Origin of the sequence: Salinicola halophyticus, assembly GCF_003206695.1 — a bacterium.
GTDB lineage: Bacteria > Pseudomonadota > Gammaproteobacteria > Pseudomonadales > Halomonadaceae > Salinicola > Salinicola halophyticus.
In genome coordinates this window covers 591,034-609,606 of sequence record NZ_PZJN01000006.1, presented here as the reverse complement: position 1 = coordinate 609,606, position 18,573 = coordinate 591,034, and the positions used below count along the sequence as shown (strand labels likewise).

Below are 18,573 nucleotides of genomic sequence, written 5' to 3'. Positions count from 1 at the left end.
ATAGCCCAACAGGCGGCATTCGCGCCTGACGGCAAGAATTCCGTGTCGAAGATGGCCGAGATAAGGGTCGCTCTTAGCGCCCTCGCCTGACCCAGCCGCCGGTGGTCTGCGCAACCCAGCCGTCGAGTTCGAGCTCGAGCAGGCCCAGCTGGAGCTCGGCCACCGACTGTCCGGTGAGCTCGACCAACAGGTCTACCGGCGTCGGCGCGTCGGTGAGCGCTGCCAACAGCGGCGAGTCGGGTGCGACGGGCGCAACGTTCGGCGCCGAGCGGCTTGCCGTGGACGGCTGCGAGCGATCCCCCGCGATTCGCTGATTCTCCTCGCGGCCCGTCGTCGGGGCGGAAACAGGCAGCTGCCACGGCGCCAGGTCGGCGAGCATGTCGTCGATATCGCGCACCAGCGCCGCTCCGCCCTGACGAATCAGGCGCAGGCAGCCCGTCGACTGCGGGTTGTGAATCGATCCGGGTATGGCGAAGACTTCCCGGTCCTGCTCCAGCGCCAGCCTGGCGCTGACCAGCGAACCGCTCTTTTCCGCCGCTTCCACCACCAGCACGCCCTGGGCAAGACCGGTAATCAGGCGGTTGCGACGGGGAAAGAAGCGCGGATGCGCCCGCGTGTCCGGCGGATGTTCGGAGAGCAGCAGTCCCTGCCCTGCCAGCAGTTCCCGGTAGAGGAAAGCGTGGCGCGGCGGATAGATCACGTCCACCCCGCAGCCGAGCACGCCGATGGTCGCGCCGCCCGCCTGCAATGCCGCTCGCTGCGCGGCGCCGTCGATTCCCAGCGCCATGCCGCTAACGATGCAGTAGCCTCTTTCGACCAGATCTCGGGCGAAGCGCATCGCGTTGTCCTGACCTTCCCGGGTGGGTCGCCGGGTACCCACGATCGCCATGGCCGGGCGAGCCAGCACATCGAGATCGCCCTTGGCCCAGACAACGCTCGGCGGGTCCGGCAGCTGATCGAGCAGATCCGGCCACGCCGGATGACCGGGATGCAGCAGATGATGGCGGGGATCTTCGGCTTCCCAGGCGATCGCGGCGTCGACCGAAGCCGTAAGCGGGCTGCGCGCCGGATGTTCCAGCCACAGCCGCAACGGCTGGGCCAGAGTCGCGGGCAGCGCCGCCAGCCAGCCCTGGGGCCAGTGCAGATCGTCCTCCTCGCGCCAGCGGCGCATCAGCGGCGCCAATCTGGCCGGACCCAGTCCGGGTAGCGCATCCAGCGCCAGCCAGTCGCGAATCCCCAGCGTCATGACCGACACCCGTCGCTGCCGGAGTCGAGCCGGTTCATGGCTGCGCCGATCAAAAAGCCCCTCCGCTCGCCACCGTTTCACGCAGATCCCGCGGCACCACCAGCCGATCGCCCACCGCCAGCGCCTGAGAAGCGCGCATCACCAGGGCGTAACTGAGGTGATCGAAAACACGAAACACCATCACCGCCCCCGCTTCGGTATCCGGCAGCGTCACCCAGGCGTCACGCACGTCGTCACGGACCTTTTCGCCCTGGCGCATGACCTGCAGCACGTGGCCCGTCTCGAGGCCATCCGCGCGGCCGCGGTCGATCGCTACGACATCGTTGCGACCAATGAACCGGACGCCGTCCGGCACCGACAGAATCGTTGCCACCACCGGCGTCTCCGGCGCGCGCGGCAGGAATTCGGTGGCAATACCGCCTTCGTCGAGGGCCAGCAGATAGTCGCCGTTACGGATCTCCTGCACCGCATCCAGCACCTGGAGCTCGCCGACGTCGCCGACGTTGCGAATTACCTTTACGTGGCCGAGCCGCTGAAGCTCCAGGCCAACGGATGTCATTTCCAATGTTTCTTGACCGGGCGTCGTCTGGTCCGTTGCCTGCTGGGCGGCTTGCCGAGACTGGCCGGTCGGCAACGGCATGCGGTAATCCGTCCCCGGCCGATACACACCCAGCGTGGCCCCCGCCGCTGGCAGATCACCATGGGCATATAGCTTATCGCCGGCACCACTCAGCAGCCGCTGAGCCTGACCGGCGACGACCGTCGGCGCGTCGTCGAGAACATCGGGATCGATGATCTGGTAGGCGTCGAGAAAGACCTTGATTCGATCCAGCGGCAATCCGGGCACCGCGTCACGCGTCGGCGCCCGGCGCACACCGGGGGAAAGCCGAACCGGTTGCCCGCGCCCTCGCTCGAGGGAAAGACGCGGCGCGCCTGCGCTCGCCTCCAGATGGATCACGTCTCCGGGATAGAGCTTCCGCGGCGAAACCAACTGGGGATTACGCTGCCATAGCTGCTGCCACTGCCACGGCGCGTCGAGAAAGCGCGCGGCGATGCCCCACAGCGTATCGCCTTCACGAACCGTGTAGCTGGCCGGGGCGTCTGCCCTGAGCGTCAGCGAATCAGCCTGGGCCCCCGATGAATCAGCCTGGACTGACGCTGCCCAGAACGATGTCGGCAGCGCCCCCATACCCAGAGCCGCGACCAGCAGCCAACGCCCCGCCGCCGAGCGGCAACGACGCGCCCACCAACCCTGCACACTGATCATTGCTTTAGTCTTCCCCCGAGGTGAACGCCGACGTCTTCCCGTATAGATCGGCTCCCGACAGGCGGACTTGAGGATGAGAGCCAGGCGGACTTGAGGATGCGAGCCCGGCGGACTTGAGGACGAGAGCCCGGCGGACTCGAGCACGAGAAGGCCGCAAGACCCGCCAGGCGGTTCCCCCGTCGACGCTGGCGCTCTACAATAGGCACTACACGTCACTCATGCCGATAGGCACGCAAACGACTATGGCCATCAGAACCATTCTTCAATATCCCGATCCGCGTCTTCGCACCAAGGCGGCGCCGGTCGCTGAGGTCGACGACAGCATCCGTGCGCTGGTCGACGACATGATCGAAACCATGTACGACGCCTCCGGCATCGGCCTGGCCGCGACACAGATCGACGTTCATCAGCGCGTGATCGTCATGGATGTCAGCGACGACCGTAACGGCCCGCTGGTGCTGATCAACCCGATCTACGAGCCGCTGGACGACGAGCGCGAGCCGTTGCAGGAAGGCTGCCTGTCGATCCCCGATTACTACGCCGAGGTGCCGCGCGCGCTGCGCGTGCGTCTCAAGGCCACCGATCGCGACGGCAATGCCTACGAGCTGGACGCCGACGGCCTGCTGGCGCACTGCATCCAGCACGAGTGCGATCATCTCGAAGGCGTGCTGTTCGTCGACTATCTGTCGCCGCTCAAGCGTGACCGGATTCTCAAGAAGATGCAGAAACGGCTGAAGCAGGACGCCTGATCGCCGGCTTCCTTGCCCGTCAGGCATCGCCACTCAGGCTTTCAAAGGCCGGCTGTCTCAGTGACGCCGGCCTTTCGTCCTTTCATCCGTGGGCGTCACTGCCGTCGTCGGCATCATCCACCCCCAGGAAAAGCATCGAATGAGTCACCGTTGTGAAGGGCAGCCGCTGCGGATCGTCTTCGCCGGCACGCCCGACTTTGCCGCCGAGAGCCTGGCGACCCTGCTCGCCTCCCGCCACCAGGTCGTCGGCGTCTATACCCAGCCGGACCGCCCTGCCGGCCGCGGCCGCAAGCTCACGCCCAGCCCGGTCAAGCGGCTGGCGCTCGAGCACGGCCTGCCGGTGGAAACGCCGCTCAGCCTCAAGAACGAAGACGCCCAGCGTCGGCTGGCCGAGTTCGATGCCGACGTGATGATCGTCGTCGCCTACGGTCTGCTGCTGCCGCAGGCAGTGCTCGATATTCCCCGGCTCGGCTGCCTCAACGTGCACGCTTCACTGTTGCCGCGCTGGCGTGGTGCCGCGCCGATCCAGCGCGCCATCGAGGCGGGCGACGTCGAGAGCGGGATCACCCTGATGCAGATGGATGCCGGCCTCGATACCGGCGCCATGCTGCTGATCAAGCGCACGCCGATCGATCACACCACCACCGGCGGCGAGCTGCATGACCGACTCGCCGAGCTGGGCGGCCAGACCCTGATCGAAGGCGTCGACGCGCTGGCCGCGCAGGATCTGACCGCGACACCGCAGCCGGAGGCCGGCGTCACCTACGCCAGCAAGCTCTCCAAGCCGGAAGCCGAGCTCGACTTCAGCCAATCGGCGATCGCGCTGTCACGTCGGATTCGCGCCTTCAATCCGTGGCCGGTGGCGTGGACGCGCCTCGAAGGTGAAACCCTGCGGCTGTGGTTCGCGACACCGGAAGCCGAAGCCAGTGGGAAGGACAACGTGCCAGGCACGCTGCTCGATTCCGCCGCGGATGCTATCCGAATCGCCTGTGGCGACGATGGCCGCGAGGTTCTGCGCGTGGCCCAGCTGCAGATGCCCGGCGGCAAGCCGCTGGCGGCCCGCGATCTGCTCAATGCCAACCATCCCCGGCTCGCACCCGGGCAGTGCTTGGGGCCAGGTTTCGATCAACGTTCCGGTCAATCACTCGACCCGTCATCCAAGGAAGCCGCCCAATGAACCCTGGCGATACTCGCGCGTTTGCCGCGCAACTGCTGGTGCCGGTGCTGAACGGCAAGGGCTCGCTGTCGAGCCTGGACGCCGACCTGGCTTCCAGCGTGATCAAGGAGCGCGATCGAGGCTTCGTCAAGGCGCTGTGCTTCGGCGTTTGTCGCACGCATCCGCGTCTCGAAGCCCTCGCCAACCAGCTGCTGCGCGAGCCCCTGAAAGCGCGTGATACCGACATCCAGGCGTTACTGCTGATCGGCCTATATCAGATTCTGCACATGCGAGTGCCACCCCACGCCGCCGTCAGCGAAACCGCCGGTGCCGCTCGCGCCTTCGGCAAGGGATGGGCGACGAAGGTCATTAATGGCTGTCTGCGCCGCTTCCAGCGTGAATCGGTGGCGCTGCAGGGCAAGGTCGACCGCGATGCGCCGGTGGCGCTGTGGCATCCCGCCTGGATGCTGTTGGAGTTTCGCGACGCCTGGCCGGACAACTGGCGGGCGATCTGCGAAGCCAATAATGAACCAGGTCCGATGACGCTGCGCGTCAATCGCCGCCGCGTCACCCGCGAGGATTATCTCCAGCGTCTAACGACCGCCGGCCTGGCGGCATCGCCCTGCGCCGTCGCCGAAGACGGTATCCAGCTGGAAAGCCCCTGTGACGTGACCCAGCTTCCCGGTTTCGCCGAGGGCGACATCAGCGTTCAGGACGAATCCGCCCAGCTGTGTGCCGACCTGCTGGCACCGGTACTGACGGACAGCAACGACAAGCGCGTGCTCGATGCCTGCAGCGCCCCTGGCGGCAAGACGGCCCACCTGCTCGAACGCTTCGATGCTCGACTCACCGCGCTGGACGTCGACGCCACTCGCCTCAAACGCGTGGCGACGACGCTGCAGCGCCTGCATCTGGACGCCACGCTGCACGCCGCCGATGCCAGCGCGGCGAGCGCCGACGACAGCTGGTGGGATGGCGAGCCATTCGATGTGATTCTACTCGACGCCCCCTGCTCGGGCACCGGCGTCATTCGCCGCCATCCCGACATCAAGCTCGCGCGCCGCCACAGCGATATCGCCGAACTGGCCGCGCTGCAGGGGCGGCTGCTTGCGTCACTGTGGGCCAAGCTCGCACCGGGTGGCACGCTGCTCTACGCCACCTGCTCGGTGCTGCCGGTAGAAAACGCGACCCAGATCGAACGGTTCCTGGCCCGCACGCCGGATGCCGTCGCCGATACACCGTCCGACCTGAGCTGGGGTCGCCCCGCCGGCCAGGGCCAGCAGCTGTTGCCGGCTGCCACCGGCCACGATGGCTTCTTCTACGCTCGCTTGCGCAAGCAAGCCTGATCCAGAGACAGGATCCACGTCGGGGTGGCTCGCCGCCCCGACCTGCTATCACGCCTCTCCCACGTCTCTCCCGCACCTCTCCCGCGCTTCTCACTTGCGACATGCCCATCCGCCTTCGATACTGGAACTGAATTCGCCATTCAGGAAGCGCCGGCCGTGCCTGACAACGAGGTTTTCGAAACGGACGTTCTCGCTACGGAAGTTCCTAATACCGAGGCTCCCGAGATCGAGTCTCCCGATACCCGGCACCACACCGAGACGCAGCCCGCGGGGCTGGCACTCGGCGGCGTCTCTGCGCATAGCGCCCTGATCATCGTCGACGTGCAGCCGGACTTCATGCCCGGCGGCGCGCTTGCCTGCGCCCAGGGCGACGAGATTCTGCTGGGGCTCGAGTGGCTGCTGGCCCAGCACGCCTTCGATCATGTCGTGGCGACCCAGGACTGGCACCCGGCCGGGCACGTGTCGTTTGCCTCCAAGCACCCGCCGCATCAGCCGTTCGAGGCGCTCGAATTTTACGGCCACTCCCAGACGCTATGGCCCGACCACTGCATTCAGCGCACCGAAGGGGCGGCGCTGCATCCGGCCATCGATTGGTCCTACTGCGACGCGATCATTCGCAAGGGCACCGATCCCGCCATCGACTCCTACAGCGCCTTTCGCAACAACGTCGGCCCCGACGGCCATCGTCCCGCCACCGGGCTGGCGGGCTGGCTGCGCGACCGACGCGTCACCGATGTTTATGTCTGCGGCCTGGCCCGCGATGTCTGCGTGCTGTGGACCGCGGAAGATGCCGTGGCGGCCGGCTTCAAGACCCACTTTCTCTGGTCGTTGACGCGCCCGGTCACTTCCGAGACCGACGACATCACGCGTCAGCGACTTTCGGAGCTGGGTGTCGTCATCGTCGACACCTGAGTTCAGCGCCTCGCAGGACGACGCAGGCGCTCTGTCACCCACGCGTTTTCACCGACCACGTTCACGCACCCCTTTCACCAACTACGTTCACCGACCACGTTCACCCACGCAAGGAGCATCAACATGAGCGACCACGTCTACAAGCAGATCGAACTGACCGGCTCTTCCCCCACCAGCATCGAGGACGCCGTACAGAACGCTCTGCAGAAGGCCAGCAAGACCGTTCACGGCATGCGCTGGTTCGAGGTCACCGAAACCCGCGGCCACCTCGAGGACAACAAGCTTGCCCACTGGCAGGTCACCATCAAGGTCGGCGTCACGATGGATTGAGAAGCGCTACCCGGCGGGGTGATTTCGCCCCGCCGGAGCGTTGTCGACCACGGTCCTGTCATTCAGCCTGTCGGCTCGTTATGCTACGCGCTGATTTCGGCGCCGGACGGCATGATCTCGCCGCTCCTGCGCCGGTAAACTGACAGGCGGCCCGCCGTGCTTCCGTGAAGGTTTGGCATGAAAATTATCATACTAGGTGCCGGTCAGGTCGGCGGCACGCTGGCCGAGCATCTGGCCCACGAAGAGAACGACATCACCGTCGTCGATATCAACGAAGAGCGGCTGCGCGAACTGCAGAACCGGCTCGATATCCGCACGGTGATCGGCACGGCGTCCTACCCCAATATTCTGCGTCAGGCCGGTGGCGAGGATGCGGACATGCTGATCGCTGTGACCAGCTCCGACGAGATCAACATGATCGCCTGTCAGGTCGCGCACACGCTGTTCCGCACGCCGACCAAGATCGGTCGCGTGCGCTCGACGGCCTACCTGACCCGCAAGAGCCTGTTCTCCAACGACGCCATCCCCGTGGACGTCCTGATCAGCCCCGAACAGGTGGTGACCGACCATATTCGTCGCCTGATCGAGTATCCCGGCGCGCTGCAGGTTCTCGATTTCGCCGGTGGCCTGGTCCAGCTGGTGGCGGTCAAGGCCTATTACGGCGGTCCGCTGGTGGGTCAGGAACTGGGCTTTCTGCGCCGACACATGCCGAACATCGACACCCGCGTGGCGGCGATCTACCGCCGCGACCGGCCGATCATTCCCACCGGCGATACCGTGATCGAGGCCGATGACGAGGTGTTCTTCATCGCCGCGCGTCGCGATATCCGCACCGTGATGGGGGAGCTCCGCAAGGTCGACCGCGACTTCCGCCGCGTACTGATCGCCGGCGGCGGCAACATCGGCGAGCGCCTGGCCGAGACCCTGGAACACAAGCATCAGGTCAAGATCATCGAGCACGATCTGACCCGCTGCGGCGCGCTGTCCGAACGCCTCGACCGCACCGTGGTGCTGCACGGCAGCGCCACCAGCAAGCGGTTGATGCTCGAAGAGAACATCGAGGACTGCGACATCTACTGCGCGCTGACCAACGACGACGAGGTCAACATCATGTCGTCGATGCTGGCCAAGCGTCTCGGCGCCAAGAAGGTGCTGACGCTGATCAACAACGCCGCCTACGTGGATCTGGTGCAGGGCGGCGAGATCGATATCGCGATCTCGCCCCAGCAGACCACCATCGGCAGCCTGCTGACCCATGTGCGGCGTGGCGATATCGTCAACGTGCACTCGCTGCGGCGCGGCGCCGCCGAAGCGATCGAGGCCATCGCCCACGGCGACAAACGCTCCTCTCGCGTGGTCGGGCGCACGATCGGTGAAGTCGATCTACCCAGCGGCACCAGCATCGGTGCCATCGTGCGCGGCAAGGAAGTGCTGATCGCCCACGACGACGTCATGATCGCGACCGGCGACCACCTGATCCTGTTCGTCATCGACAAGCGTCGAATCCGCGACGTCGAACGGCTGTTCCAGGTCGGCCTGACCTTCTTCTGATGTCCGACGTCGCCACCCTAACCGTCGTGCGCTCGACCCTCCATCCTTCTCGCCCGGCAGGGAGCGCCGCCTCTTGAGTTTTCTGGTGATTCTGCGAATCGTCGGGCTGCTGTTGATGGTGTTCAGCCTGACCATGGTCCCGCCCATGGTCATCGCCCGGATCTTCCACGACGGCAACTGGTACGCCTTCGGCACCGGCATGGCGATCTCGATCGTGACCGGCGCCCTGCTCTACTGGCCCAATCGCCACGCCAAACGCGAGCTGCGTACCCGTGACGGGTTCATCATCACCGTGCTGTTCTGGAGCGTGCTCGGGCTGTTCGGGACCATCCCGTTCATGGTCTCCGAAGCGCCGTCGATGTCGTTCACCGACGCGGTATTCGAATCGTTCTCGGGCCTCACCACGACCGGTGCCACGGTGCTCAGCGGCATCGATCATCTACCGGCGTCGATCCGCTTCTACCGCCAGCAGCTGCAATGGCTCGGCGGCATGGGGATCGTGGTACTCGCGGTGGCGATTCTGCCGACGCTCGGCATCGGCGGCATGCAGCTCTACCGCACCGAGATTCCCGGTCCGTTGAAGGACTCCAAGCTGACCCCGCGAATCACCGAGACGGCCAAGGCGCTGTGGTACATCTACCTGATCCTGACCGTGGTCTGCGCGCTGGCCTACTGGGGCGCGGGGATGAACTGGTTCGACGCCATCGGCCACAGCTTCGCCACTGTCGCCGTCGGCGGCTTCTCCACCTACGATGCCAGTATTTCGCATTTCGACAGCGCCACCATCGAGATGATCTGCGTGTTCTTCATGATCATCTCCTCAGTCAGCTTCGGCCTGCACTTCGCGGTGTGGCGCGAGCGGCGCCTGCTGCAGTACATCCGCGATCCGGAATTCCGCTTCTTCGTGACCTTTCTGGGGCTGCTGGTCGCGATCACCATCATCACCCTGTTCGCCACCGGCACCTATCACGACGCCACCGGTATTCGCCACGGCCTGTTCGAGGCGGTCTCGGTGGCGACCACGTCCGGCTTCAGCGTGGCCGACTTCACGCTGTGGCCCGGCGTGCTGCCGATCATGCTGTTCATGGCGGCGTTCGTCGGCGCCTGTTCCGGCTCGGCGGGCGGCGGCATCAAGGTGATCCGGATCCTGCTGATCCTCAAGCAGGGCATTCGCGAGATTCATCGCCTGATTCACCCGAATGCCATCTTCGCGGTCAAGGTCGGCAAGATGCGTATTTCGGAAGGCGTGGCCGAAGCCGTCTGGGGTTTCTTCTCGGTCTACATGATGCTGTTCGTGGTGATGCTGCTGGCGCTACTCGCCACCGGTCTGGACCAGGTGACGGCGTGGTCGGCGATCGGCTCGGCGCTCAATAACCTCGGCCCGGGGCTGGGCAAGGTCTCCACCGACTACGGCGACATTCCCAGCATCGCCAAATGGATCCTGGTGCTGGCGATGATGCTGGGCCGGCTGGAGATCTTCACCATTCTGGTGCTGTTCACGCCGGCCTTCTGGCGCCGCTGACGCCGAAACGATCGACCGTCGAGCTGGTCTTCTTCCGGGTACGGGGTAGATGGCGATGATAGAATGCCCCGCTTCGCCATTATCATTGCCATTACCACAGCCATCACGATTGCCGTCAGCCTCGCCACCCGGCAACCTCAAGAGAGCGTCATGTCCGCCAGTTCCGAATCCCCTACCGCCTCTTCGCCCCGGTTTCGCATCGGTCTCATTCCCCAGATTCTGATCGGCATCGCCGCAGGGCTGATTCTGGCGTCACTGGCGCCCTCGATCGCCTCAACGTTTGCCATCCTCGGCGATCTGTTCATCGGCGCGCTCAAGGCAGTGGCGCCGATTCTGGTTTTCGTGCTGGTCATGGCCGCGATCGCCGGCCATCAACGCGGCCAGCCGACCCAGATTCGCGGCGTGCTGATGCTCTATCTGATCGGCACTCTGGTCGCCGCGCTGGTCGCGGTGACCGCCAGCTTTGCCTTCCCGACGACGCTGATCCTCGACGCTCCCAGTGCCGACGGCACGCCGCCGACGGGCGTCGTCGAGATTCTTCGCAACCTGGCCATGAGTGCGGTGGACAACCCGGTCCATGCGCTGACCGAGGCCAACTTCATCGGCATCCTGGCGTGGGCGGTCGGGCTCGGGCTGCTGCTCCGCCGCGCCAACGACACCACGCGTCGGGCACTGGGCGATCTCTCCGACGCCGTCTCCGGACTGGTGCGCTGGATCATTCGTTTCGCGCCGCTGGGCATCTTCGGTCTGGTCGCCGACACCTTCGCCTCGACCGGCATGAGCGCGCTGGTCGATTACGCCCAGCTGCTGGCGGTTCTGCTCGGCTGCATGGCCTTCGTGGCGCTGGTGACCAACCCGCTGATCGTGTTCCTCTACATCCGCCGCAACCCCTACCCGCTGGTTTTCGCCTGCCTTCGCGGCAGTGCCATTACCGCGTTCTTCACCCGCAGCAGCGCGGCCAACATTCCGGTCAACCTGGCGCTGTGCGAGCGGCTGGACCTGCACACCGACACCTATTCCGTCTCGATTCCGCTGGGCGCCACGATCAACATGTCCGGCGCCGCGGTGACGATCACGGTGATGACGCTGGCCGCCGTCAATACCCTGGGGATCGACGTCGATTTCGCCACGGCGGTACTGCTGTGCGTGGTCTCCGCGCTGGCCGCGTGCGGGGTTTCCGGTGTCGCTGGTGGCTCGCTGCTGCTGATCCCGATGGCGGCCAGCCTGTTCGGCATCTCGGCCGATGTCGCCATGCAGGTGGTGGCGATCGGCTTCGTCATCAGCGTGCTGCAGGACGCCACCGAAACGGCGCTCAACTCTTCCACCGATGTACTGTTCACTGCCGCCGCCTGCCGTTCGCCCCACGCCGAAGCACATCTTGCCGGCCGCGATTGATCGGCGAGCGGCCCACTACGCATCGCCGGTTTTCGCAGTCAATCGTTTGGAATTGGCGGCACGACGTGCAATATGGGGCGAGGATCTCTCAGCTTACAATCATTCAGCTTACGATCTTTCCGCCTTATCTCTTTCAGCCTGGAACGCCCTTGATGTCTGACACCGCTGCCGGACCTCGCGAGACCGTCGATCTCGCCGATCATCATCTGACGCTGCTGGGTACCGCCCACGTTTCTCAGGCCAGCGCCGACGAGGTTCGCGAACTGATTCGTTCCGGCGAATTCGATGCCGTCGCGATCGAACTCTGCACCTCGCGCCACCAGAGCCTGGTCCAGCCCAACGCTATGGCCAAGCTCGATCTGTTTCAGGTGCTCAAGCAGGGCAAGGCCGGGATGGTCGCCGCCAGCCTGGCGCTGGGCGCCTTCCAGCAACGGGTCGCCGAGCAGTCGGGAATCGAGCCCGGGGCGGAGATGCGTGCCGCGGTCAAGGAAACTCAACGCGCCGGGCTGCCGCTCTATCTGATCGATCGCGAGATCGGCGTGACGCTCAAGCGTATCTATCAGAACGTGCCCTGGTACAAGCGCTTCAGCCTGATCTCCGGTCTGCTCGGTAGCGTGCTGTCGCGCCAGAAGGTCTCGAGCGAGGAGATCGAAAAGCTCAAGCAGGGCGACGTGCTCGAGTCCACTTTCGCCGAATTCGCCGAACAGTCCCAGACGCTCTATGAGCCGCTGATCACCGAGCGCGACCGCTATATGGCGCTCAAGCTGGTCGAGGAACTGCCGGACGGCAGCGCCAAGCGCGTGCTGGTGGTGATCGGCGCCGGTCACCTCAAGGGCATGACGGATCATCTGCAGACCTTGAACCAGCAGACGCCCGAACTCGATGCCGTGATCCAGGAGCGTGCCAACCTGGAGGCGACCGCCCCTCGCTCGCGCTGGTGGAAGGTGATCCCGTGGGTGATCGTCGCGCTGGTCCTGACCGGCTTCGCCATCGGGTTCAGTCGCGATACGTCACTCGGCTGGTCGCTGGTGGCCGAATGGGTGCTGATCAATGGCAGCTTCTCCGCGCTCGGCGCGCTGATCGCCCTGGCGCATCCGCTGACGATCATCGCCGCCTTCGTTGGCGCCCCGCTGACCTCGCTCAATCCGACCATCGGCGTCGGCTTCGTGACCGCCGGTGTCGAGCTCTATCTTCGCCGCCCCACCGTCGGCGACTTCTCGCGACTGCGCAGCGATGTCAGCCATTGGCAGGGCTGGTGGCGCAATCGCGTCGCCCGCACGCTGCTGGTATTTCTGCTATCGAGCGTGGGCTCCGCCATCGCGACCTGGGTCGCCGGCCTGCGCATCGCCGGCCAGCTGTTCGGCTGATCGCGCCGAGCTTGCGTCGACAGCGGACGCTTTAAACGCCTATCGCCGTCACCATATAGCGCTCGAGACCGGCAACCATGCCGGTTTCGAGCCGACCGAAACTTCTCCACGATTCTTCGACTTCCTCGCTTGAAAAAGAATTCGGCGGCCCTATTTCACCGCGGGTAAAGGCGAGCGCCAGGAAGACGCCCGCGTGCAGTATCTGCATCAGGGCATCGCCCAGCGCGCTTTCAAGCTGTCGTTCCGGCTCGACGAGAACATCGAGGTTCAGGGCGCCCGGCTCGAAAACGGCCTGCTGATCGTCGATCTGCTGCGCGTGATTCCTGAGGAACAGCGGCCACGCCAGATTCCGATCAACGGTAGTCAGCACCGCCTGACCGAGGCTCAGCCGACCACGGGGACGGCCACTACCTGACGCCTGAGCCGCGTGAGGGCAGGCCGCCGAGCCGATGGCGGCCGATCAGACGAAGACACCCCCGACGGAGAGATCCGTCGGGGGTGTCGTCTTGTCCGGCTTGTCTTACCTGGTTCGTCTTGCCCGGCTCGTCTTGTCAGAACCAGGGCCCGAACGCTGTCAGCGTGACGGCGTCGTTGCCGGCGATTCGTCGAGCACGCCCTGCGCTCTTGCCATTGCATAGGCCGCCTTGGGGCCATGCCATAGCGTAGGGACCAGGATCAGTGCCACCGGCACCGCGGGGATCACCAGAAACTGCTGCAGTACGCTGACCTGACCTTCGCCCATAGCCAGCAGGATCGCCGCCATCAGCGCGAAAACGATACCCCAGAATGCCCGCAGCGCGGTGCTCGGCTCATCGTTACCGGCACACACCACGGAGACGGCATAGCTCATCGAGTCACCGGTGGTGGCCACGAACACGGTGGTCAGCACGAGCACGGCCAGCGCCATCCAGGTGCCGCCGGGCAGCGCCTGGGCGACGGTCAAGGTGGCGATATCGAACTGGAAATTCTTCAGCGGCTCGGCGAGATCGATCGCGCCGCTCAGCTGGTAGAAAATGCCCGAACCGCCCAGCAGCGTGAACCAGACCGTGGTGACGATGGGCGCCAGCACGGCCGTGGCAATGATCATTTCACGCACCGTACGCCCGCGAGAGATCCGGGTGACGAAGATCGCCATCGGCGGCGCGAAACCAATGAACCAGGCAAAGAAGAAGACCGTCCACCACTTCATCCAGCTCGGAGACGCCGTGACCGTGGTCATGGTCGACATTTCGAAGAAGTGCCCAAGATAGGTACCGAAGCCCTGGAACCAGCTGTCGACCAGGAACTGCGTCGGCCCGAAGAGCAGAATGATGGCGCCGATCACCAATGCCAGAATCACGTTCATACGGCTCAGAAACTGGATGCCGCGATCGATGCCGGTAACGGCCGAGGTTACGTAGATCGCGCCCAGCACTGCCAGAATGATCAGCTCGACCTCGTAACCGCCCGGCAGGCCGAACAGATCGTGGAGCCCGAAGCTCACTTGCGTGGCCAGAAAGCCCAGCGGCCCTACCGTACCCGCGGTGACGGCGATCGCGCAGAGGGCATCGACCACGCCGCCGAGAAACCCCCTCACCAGCCGGTCGCCGAAGACCGGCGCCAGCAGCGTCCTCGGCTGCAAAGGCATGCCACGTTGATAGTGCTGATGCGACAGAATCGCCACCGGCAGCGTGCCGAGAATCGCCCAGCCGGTGAAGCCCCAATGGAAAAAGGCCTGGGCCAGCGCGTTGGGAATGGCTTCCGCGGTGCCGGGCTGGGAGTCGAACGCCGGCGGCGTGACCACGAAGTGATAGATGGGCTCGCCGGCGGCGAAGAACACCCCGCCACCCGCCAGCAGCGTACACAGAATGATCGATACCCAGCGGAACGTGCTCATGTCGGGCTGCGATTGCGAACCGATTCGCGCGCGCCCGGCCGGCGAGACGGCGACGCCGATGGCAATGAAAAACGTCAGCAGCATCAGCAGCTGGAACAGGCTGCCAAAGGTCTTGGCGGACCAGGTAAAGCCGATATCGATCACCCGGGCGACCGTATCCGGCGCAATTGCCGATGCGGCCAGAAAGATCAGGATGAAACCGATGGTCAGTACAAGTACGACGGGATCGCCAAAACGGCCACCCTGCGTCGATGGCACGTTGGTGTCGGAGGTCATATCAGAGGGAGGGTTCTTTAGGCATGAAGCGCGACACACTACCGACCTTAGTCGTAGATCTCAAATCCAATCACCAGCTTCTCTGCACCAATAATCTCGCCTCCAACGCAAAACGCCCCCGATGATCCACTATCGGGGGCGTTGCACTCAGGGTTTGGCGCTGGGCTCAGTCAGCGATTGCGGTCGTCCGAGTATCACTTAGCAGGCCCTGTTCTCGCGCCATCGCGTAGGCGGACTTTGGCCCGTGCCAGAGAGTCGGCAGCAACACCAGCGACACCGGAATCGCCGAAATCACGATGAATTGCTGGAGCACGCTAATCTGACCGGCGCCCATTTTCAGCAGTATCGCTGCCATCAATGCCATCGCCACGCCCCAGAAAGCGCGTAGCGCAGGCTTGGGCTCATCATGACCCGCGCACACCACGGAAATGGCATAGCTCATCGAATCTCCCGTGGTCGCCACGAAGATCGTGGTCAGCAGCAGAATCGCCAGCGCCATGAAGACACCGCCCGGCAACGCCTGCGCCACCGTCAGCGTGGCGACATCGAAACGAAAGTTCTGCAACGGCTCGGTGAGATCGATGAGGCCATGAAGTTGGTAGAAGATGCCCGAACCGCCCAGTAGCGTGAACCACGCCGTGGTCGCCAGCGGCGCAAGAATCGCCACGGCGACGATCATTTCACGAATGCTGCGGCCTTTCGAGATCCGCGCCACGAAGATGGCCATCAACGGCGCGTAGCCGATGAACCAGGCGAAGAAGAACACCGTCCACCATTTCATCCACCAGGCCGGCGCGGTCTGTGCGGTCATCGAAGCCATCTCGAAGAACGACCCCAAATAAGTGCCGAAGCCCTGGAACCAGGCATCGGCGAGAAATTGCGTCGGACCGAACACCAAAATCACTGCCGCGATGGCCATCGCCAGAATTACGTTGAAACGGCTGAGAATCTGAATGCCTCGGTCGATCCCCGTCACCGCTGAGGTCACGTAGATAGCGCCCAGAATCGCCATGATGATCAACTGGGTGCCGTAGCCGTCCATCAGGCCGAAAAGCTCATGAAAGCCGAAGCTGACCTGGGTAGCGAGAAAGCCGATCGGGCCGACCGTACCCGCCACCAGCGCGATCACACAGACCGCATCGACCACGCTGCCTAGCACGCCACGGACTCGACGTTCGCCAATCATCGGCGCCAGCAGCGTGCGCGGCTGAAGCGGCAGCCCGCGATGATAATGCTGATGGGCCAGCACGATGGCCGGCAGCGTGCCGAGTACGGCCCAGGCGAGAAAGCCCCAATGCATGAATGATTGTGCCAGGGCAGCCGGGACAGCAGCCGCGGTATTGGGTTCGGTATCGAAGGCCGGGGGCGTGACCACGAAATGGTAGACCGGCTCGCCAGCGGCGAAGAACACGCCGCCACCTGCCAGCAGGGTACACAGGATGATCGAGATCCATTTGAACGTGCTCATCTCTGGGCGATCCGTGCCGCCGATGCGCGCGCGGCCGGCTGGCGAGATCGCGATACCGAGCGCGATGAAGAACGTCAGTAGCAGTAGCAACTGGAAAAAACTGCCGAACGTTGCGGCTGTCCAGGTGAAGCCGGCGCCAATGGCATCAGTCACAGCGTCGGGAGAGATCGCTGAAAACAGCACAAATGCGACGATGAAACCGATGGTCAGTACTAGAACCACGGGATCGCCAAATCGGCCACGCCGAGCGGCCGGCATGTTGTTGTCGGAGGTCATATCAGGTCGGTTCTTTAGGCATGAAGGGCTAGACCCTACCGACCTTGGTCGTAGATCGCAAACGCACCGCCCCTGTTTCTTCGTCAACAACCAACGGCCTACAACAAAAAGCCAATGGTGAAATGCTTCGAATTGGTTCTAATCTCAGAGTGAACTTCGCCGTCGGGGGTACGATCCATGAAAAGCACGTCGTTCATCACGGAAAGTCTGCTGCTTCGCTGTCGCAGAGAACAAGCCAATCAGTTCAAGCGTTCGCGGCAAAGCTTCGACCCGACCTCTCTCGATGATCGCAAGGAGCTGTCGCTACTGGTCGAGGAAGCGATCCGGGAAGGCGAGAACTACACCTCCATCGTCCACGGCCATCGCGATATCGGCCTGACCGAACGGGATCTGCAGGATCTCATCGGCCCCGAAAATGCCATTCGCGAACGCATCGACCGCTTTCAACAGATTTGACCCTCCTGCATCAGCCCTCGCAGTGACGCCGATATCGTTCGGATTCGGCGTCCAGGGTCACGCGCTCGTTGACCTTGCTATAGTAAAAAGGTGAGGCGTGCTGGCTACGTTCGCCAGTCTGATAAAGCCCGCACACGCCATAGCCCTTCTGCACCTCCTTCATTGACTGCAACTCGATCTCGCGGTCGGAGCCCAGTTGCCGTGAAATCAGCGTCTTGATGTCGTCATCGACTTGGCTGTCCGAGATGGCCTGACCGCCGAAGATGATGGCGGCTACCAACAATATGGCGACGACGGGAATGTAGAGGTTGTGCATGCAGAGTCGTTATCTGGCTGATAGGTGAGACGCGATGATAACGGATCACGTCTCGATGCGCACAAGCCAGGCTGGTCTGGCCTCACCCGGCAGGAAAGATTGCCCAAAACATCAATTATGTAATAACATAACAAAATTACCCGAACAGGAGATTCCCATGAAAGACGGCATTCATCCCGACTATCGCCAGATCATCTTCCACGACACCAGCGTCAACGAGTACTTCAAGATTGGTTCGACCATGACCTCGGACGAAACGATCGAGTGGGAAGACGGCAACACCTACCCGCTCGTTCATCTCGACATCTCCTCTGCTTCGCACCCGTTCTACACCGGGAAGCAGCGCGAGGTCGGCACCGAAGGCCGCGCCGCGCAGTTCAAGCGCCGCTTCGGCAGCATCGCGGCGCGTCGCCAGAGCTAAGCGGTATCTTCAGCCACCCCCAGCCGATCTAGCAGCTGGGGGTGGTTTTGGTCTAGCGAGTGCCACTCGCTTTTACCCGTCCTGCCGCCGCTCCAGGTGCTTCTGCATCCATAGAGCACTGAGGAACTGGCCGTTCTTGATCGCATAGTCCTCGAAGGTCCCGACGCGACGAAATCCGAATTTCTCATGCAGCGCTATGGAGCTTTCATTCGGTAAGGCAATACCTGCGACGGCGAGATTCAGCTCCTGTTCACTCAGACGGCTGAATAACGCTGAATAAAGTCGTGTACCGATACCGCGTCTTGCCCTGTCAGGAGCCAGGTAAATGGTGGTTTCTACCGTTCGGCAAAACGCCGCGGTCTTACGATAGGGTTGCGAACCCGCGAAGCCTTCGACCTGGCCCCCTTCCACCGCAACGAGCAGCTGATACCGCGAGTTCCTGGCGAATTGAGAAAACCACTCCCGCCTATCTACCAGTGTCAGGGGCGACGTTTCGAATCGGGCATTGGTGTGCAGGATATAGTGATTGAAGATATCCGTGATGGCGGAGAGGTGGTGACTGTCGGCGTCGACGATCTGCATGGCGGCCATGCCTTGAACGGTCCCGTGGCCTGCCTGAAGCTCGGAGGCGGGAGAGTCAATG

Annotated in this window: 18 protein-coding genes; 12 read left to right on the top strand and 6 right to left on the bottom strand. The window is 63.8% G+C overall.

Going from position 1 to position 18,573, the window contains the following annotated elements:
- Nucleotides 1–73: 73 nt before the first annotated feature.
- Nucleotides 74–1,246 carry a DNA-processing protein DprA gene (gene dprA / locus DOM58_RS10615; RefSeq protein WP_110692798.1) on the bottom strand — a complete coding sequence of 391 codons (1,173 nt, stop codon included), beginning with the start codon at nucleotides 1,244–1,246 and terminating at the stop codon, nucleotides 74–76.
- A gap of 49 nt (nucleotides 1,247–1,295) precedes the next feature.
- Nucleotides 1,296–2,513 (bottom strand): LysM peptidoglycan-binding domain-containing protein, encoded by a 1,218-nt coding sequence (locus tag DOM58_RS10610; RefSeq protein ID WP_110692797.1) that lies wholly within the window; start codon nucleotides 2,511–2,513, stop codon nucleotides 1,296–1,298.
- Between the two features lie 242 nt (nucleotides 2,514–2,755).
- Between DOM58_RS10610 and def the strand changes: the two genes are divergently transcribed.
- From def to DOM58_RS10560, 10 genes are all read left to right on the top strand, one after another.
- On the top strand, nucleotides 2,756–3,262 hold the full coding sequence (gene def / locus DOM58_RS10605) for a peptide deformylase (protein ID WP_110692796.1): 507 nt from the start codon (nucleotides 2,756–2,758) through the stop codon (nucleotides 3,260–3,262).
- Nucleotides 3,263–3,401: 139 nt separating this feature from the next.
- Nucleotides 3,402–4,439: a methionyl-tRNA formyltransferase gene (gene fmt / locus DOM58_RS10600; RefSeq protein ID WP_110692795.1), complete on the top strand. Its 1,038-nt coding sequence runs from the start codon at nucleotides 3,402–3,404 to the stop codon at nucleotides 4,437–4,439.
- Nucleotides 4,436–5,764, top strand: coding sequence for a 16S rRNA (cytosine(967)-C(5))-methyltransferase RsmB (gene rsmB, locus DOM58_RS10595; RefSeq protein WP_110692794.1), 1,329 nt, complete (start codon nucleotides 4,436–4,438; stop codon nucleotides 5,762–5,764). The genes fmt and rsmB overlap by 4 nt, the downstream gene beginning before the upstream one ends.
- Nucleotides 5,765–5,920: 156 nt before the next feature.
- Nucleotides 5,921–6,676, top strand: coding sequence for a bifunctional nicotinamidase/pyrazinamidase (pncA, locus tag DOM58_RS10590; RefSeq protein ID WP_245392233.1), 756 nt, complete (start codon nucleotides 5,921–5,923; stop codon nucleotides 6,674–6,676).
- A gap of 123 nt (nucleotides 6,677–6,799) precedes the next feature.
- On the top strand, nucleotides 6,800–7,006 hold the full coding sequence (locus DOM58_RS10585) for a dodecin (protein WP_075562656.1): 207 nt from the start codon (nucleotides 6,800–6,802) through the stop codon (nucleotides 7,004–7,006).
- A gap of 177 nt (nucleotides 7,007–7,183) precedes the next feature.
- Complete coding sequence (gene trkA, locus DOM58_RS10580; protein WP_075562657.1) at nucleotides 7,184–8,557, top strand: Trk system potassium transporter TrkA; 1,374 nt, start codon at nucleotides 7,184–7,186, stop codon at nucleotides 8,555–8,557.
- 73 nt (nucleotides 8,558–8,630) lie between these two features.
- Nucleotides 8,631–10,079, top strand: coding sequence for a TrkH family potassium uptake protein (locus DOM58_RS10575; RefSeq protein ID WP_110692793.1), 1,449 nt, complete (start codon nucleotides 8,631–8,633; stop codon nucleotides 10,077–10,079).
- A gap of 150 nt (nucleotides 10,080–10,229) precedes the next feature.
- Entirely contained in the window at nucleotides 10,230–11,474 is a 1,245-nt protein-coding gene (sstT, locus tag DOM58_RS10570) for a serine/threonine transporter SstT (protein WP_110692944.1), read from the top strand.
- Between the two features lie 152 nt (nucleotides 11,475–11,626).
- The gene (locus DOM58_RS10565; RefSeq protein WP_110692792.1) at nucleotides 11,627–12,841 is read left to right on the top strand and encodes a TraB/GumN family protein; all 1,215 of its coding nucleotides are present in this window, start codon (nucleotides 11,627–11,629) and stop codon (nucleotides 12,839–12,841) included.
- A 139-nt stretch (nucleotides 12,842–12,980) separates the two neighbouring features.
- Nucleotides 12,981–13,256, top strand: a complete 276-nt coding sequence (locus DOM58_RS10560) for an Hsp20 family protein (protein ID WP_110692791.1) — start codon at nucleotides 12,981–12,983, stop codon at nucleotides 13,254–13,256.
- A 159-nt stretch (nucleotides 13,257–13,415) separates the two neighbouring features.
- Here DOM58_RS10560 and DOM58_RS10555 read toward each other — a convergent pair whose 3' ends face one another.
- Nucleotides 13,416–14,993: a BCCT family transporter gene (locus DOM58_RS10555; RefSeq protein WP_110692790.1), complete on the bottom strand. Its 1,578-nt coding sequence runs from the start codon at nucleotides 14,991–14,993 to the stop codon at nucleotides 13,416–13,418.
- Nucleotides 14,994–15,159: 166 nt separating this feature from the next.
- Nucleotides 15,160–16,737: a BCCT family transporter gene (locus DOM58_RS10550; RefSeq protein WP_110692789.1), complete on the bottom strand. Its 1,578-nt coding sequence runs from the start codon at nucleotides 16,735–16,737 to the stop codon at nucleotides 15,160–15,162.
- A gap of 177 nt (nucleotides 16,738–16,914) precedes the next feature.
- Between DOM58_RS10550 and DOM58_RS10545 the strand changes: the two genes are divergently transcribed.
- A complete protein-coding gene (locus DOM58_RS10545; RefSeq protein ID WP_075562662.1) occupies nucleotides 16,915–17,193 on the top strand; it encodes a hypothetical protein in 279 nt (92 codons plus the stop codon).
- Nucleotides 17,194–17,203: 10 nt separating this feature from the next.
- On the opposite strand, the gene DOM58_RS10540 is transcribed toward DOM58_RS10545, so the two are convergent.
- Nucleotides 17,204–17,509, bottom strand: a complete 306-nt coding sequence (locus DOM58_RS10540) for a hypothetical protein (protein ID WP_110692788.1) — start codon at nucleotides 17,507–17,509, stop codon at nucleotides 17,204–17,206.
- A 157-nt stretch (nucleotides 17,510–17,666) separates the two neighbouring features.
- Here DOM58_RS10540 and DOM58_RS10535 point away from each other — a divergent pair, with 157 nt between their 5' ends.
- Entirely contained in the window at nucleotides 17,667–17,930 is a 264-nt protein-coding gene (locus DOM58_RS10535; protein ID WP_110692787.1) for a type B 50S ribosomal protein L31, read from the top strand.
- Between the two features lie 72 nt (nucleotides 17,931–18,002).
- Here the strand turns inward: DOM58_RS10535 and DOM58_RS10530 are convergent, their stop codons facing one another.
- Entirely contained in the window at nucleotides 18,003–18,521 is a 519-nt protein-coding gene (locus DOM58_RS10530) for a GNAT family N-acetyltransferase (protein ID WP_223162162.1), read from the bottom strand.
- Nucleotides 18,522–18,573: the final 52 nt, after the last annotated feature.

Coding starts and splice junctions, on each gene's coding strand:
- dprA (WP_110692798.1), bottom strand. CDS start 1,246: ATGACGCTGGGGATTCGCGACTGGCTGGCGCTGGATGCGCTACCCGGA.
- DOM58_RS10610 (WP_110692797.1), bottom strand. CDS start 2,513: ATGATCAGTGTGCAGGGTTGGTGGGCGCGTCGTTGCCGCTCGGCGGCG.
- def (WP_110692796.1), top strand. CDS start 2,756: ATGGCCATCAGAACCATTCTTCAATATCCCGATCCGCGTCTTCGCACC.
- fmt (WP_110692795.1), top strand. CDS start 3,402: ATGAGTCACCGTTGTGAAGGGCAGCCGCTGCGGATCGTCTTCGCCGGC.
- rsmB (WP_110692794.1), top strand. CDS start 4,436: ATGAACCCTGGCGATACTCGCGCGTTTGCCGCGCAACTGCTGGTGCCG.
- DOM58_RS10585 (WP_075562656.1), top strand. CDS start 6,800: ATGAGCGACCACGTCTACAAGCAGATCGAACTGACCGGCTCTTCCCCC.
- trkA (WP_075562657.1), top strand. CDS start 7,184: ATGAAAATTATCATACTAGGTGCCGGTCAGGTCGGCGGCACGCTGGCC.
- sstT (WP_110692944.1), top strand. CDS start 10,230: ATGTCCGCCAGTTCCGAATCCCCTACCGCCTCTTCGCCCCGGTTTCGC.
- DOM58_RS10565 (WP_110692792.1), top strand. CDS start 11,627: ATGTCTGACACCGCTGCCGGACCTCGCGAGACCGTCGATCTCGCCGAT.
- DOM58_RS10555 (WP_110692790.1), bottom strand. CDS start 14,993: ATGACCTCCGACACCAACGTGCCATCGACGCAGGGTGGCCGTTTTGGC.
- DOM58_RS10550 (WP_110692789.1), bottom strand. CDS start 16,737: ATGACCTCCGACAACAACATGCCGGCCGCTCGGCGTGGCCGATTTGGC.
- DOM58_RS10545 (WP_075562662.1), top strand. CDS start 16,915: ATGAAAAGCACGTCGTTCATCACGGAAAGTCTGCTGCTTCGCTGTCGC.
- DOM58_RS10540 (WP_110692788.1), bottom strand. CDS start 17,509: ATGCACAACCTCTACATTCCCGTCGTCGCCATATTGTTGGTAGCCGCC.
- DOM58_RS10535 (WP_110692787.1), top strand. CDS start 17,667: ATGAAAGACGGCATTCATCCCGACTATCGCCAGATCATCTTCCACGAC.
- DOM58_RS10530 (WP_223162162.1), bottom strand. CDS start 18,521: ATGGCCGCCATGCAGATCGTCGACGCCGACAGTCACCACCTCTCCGCC.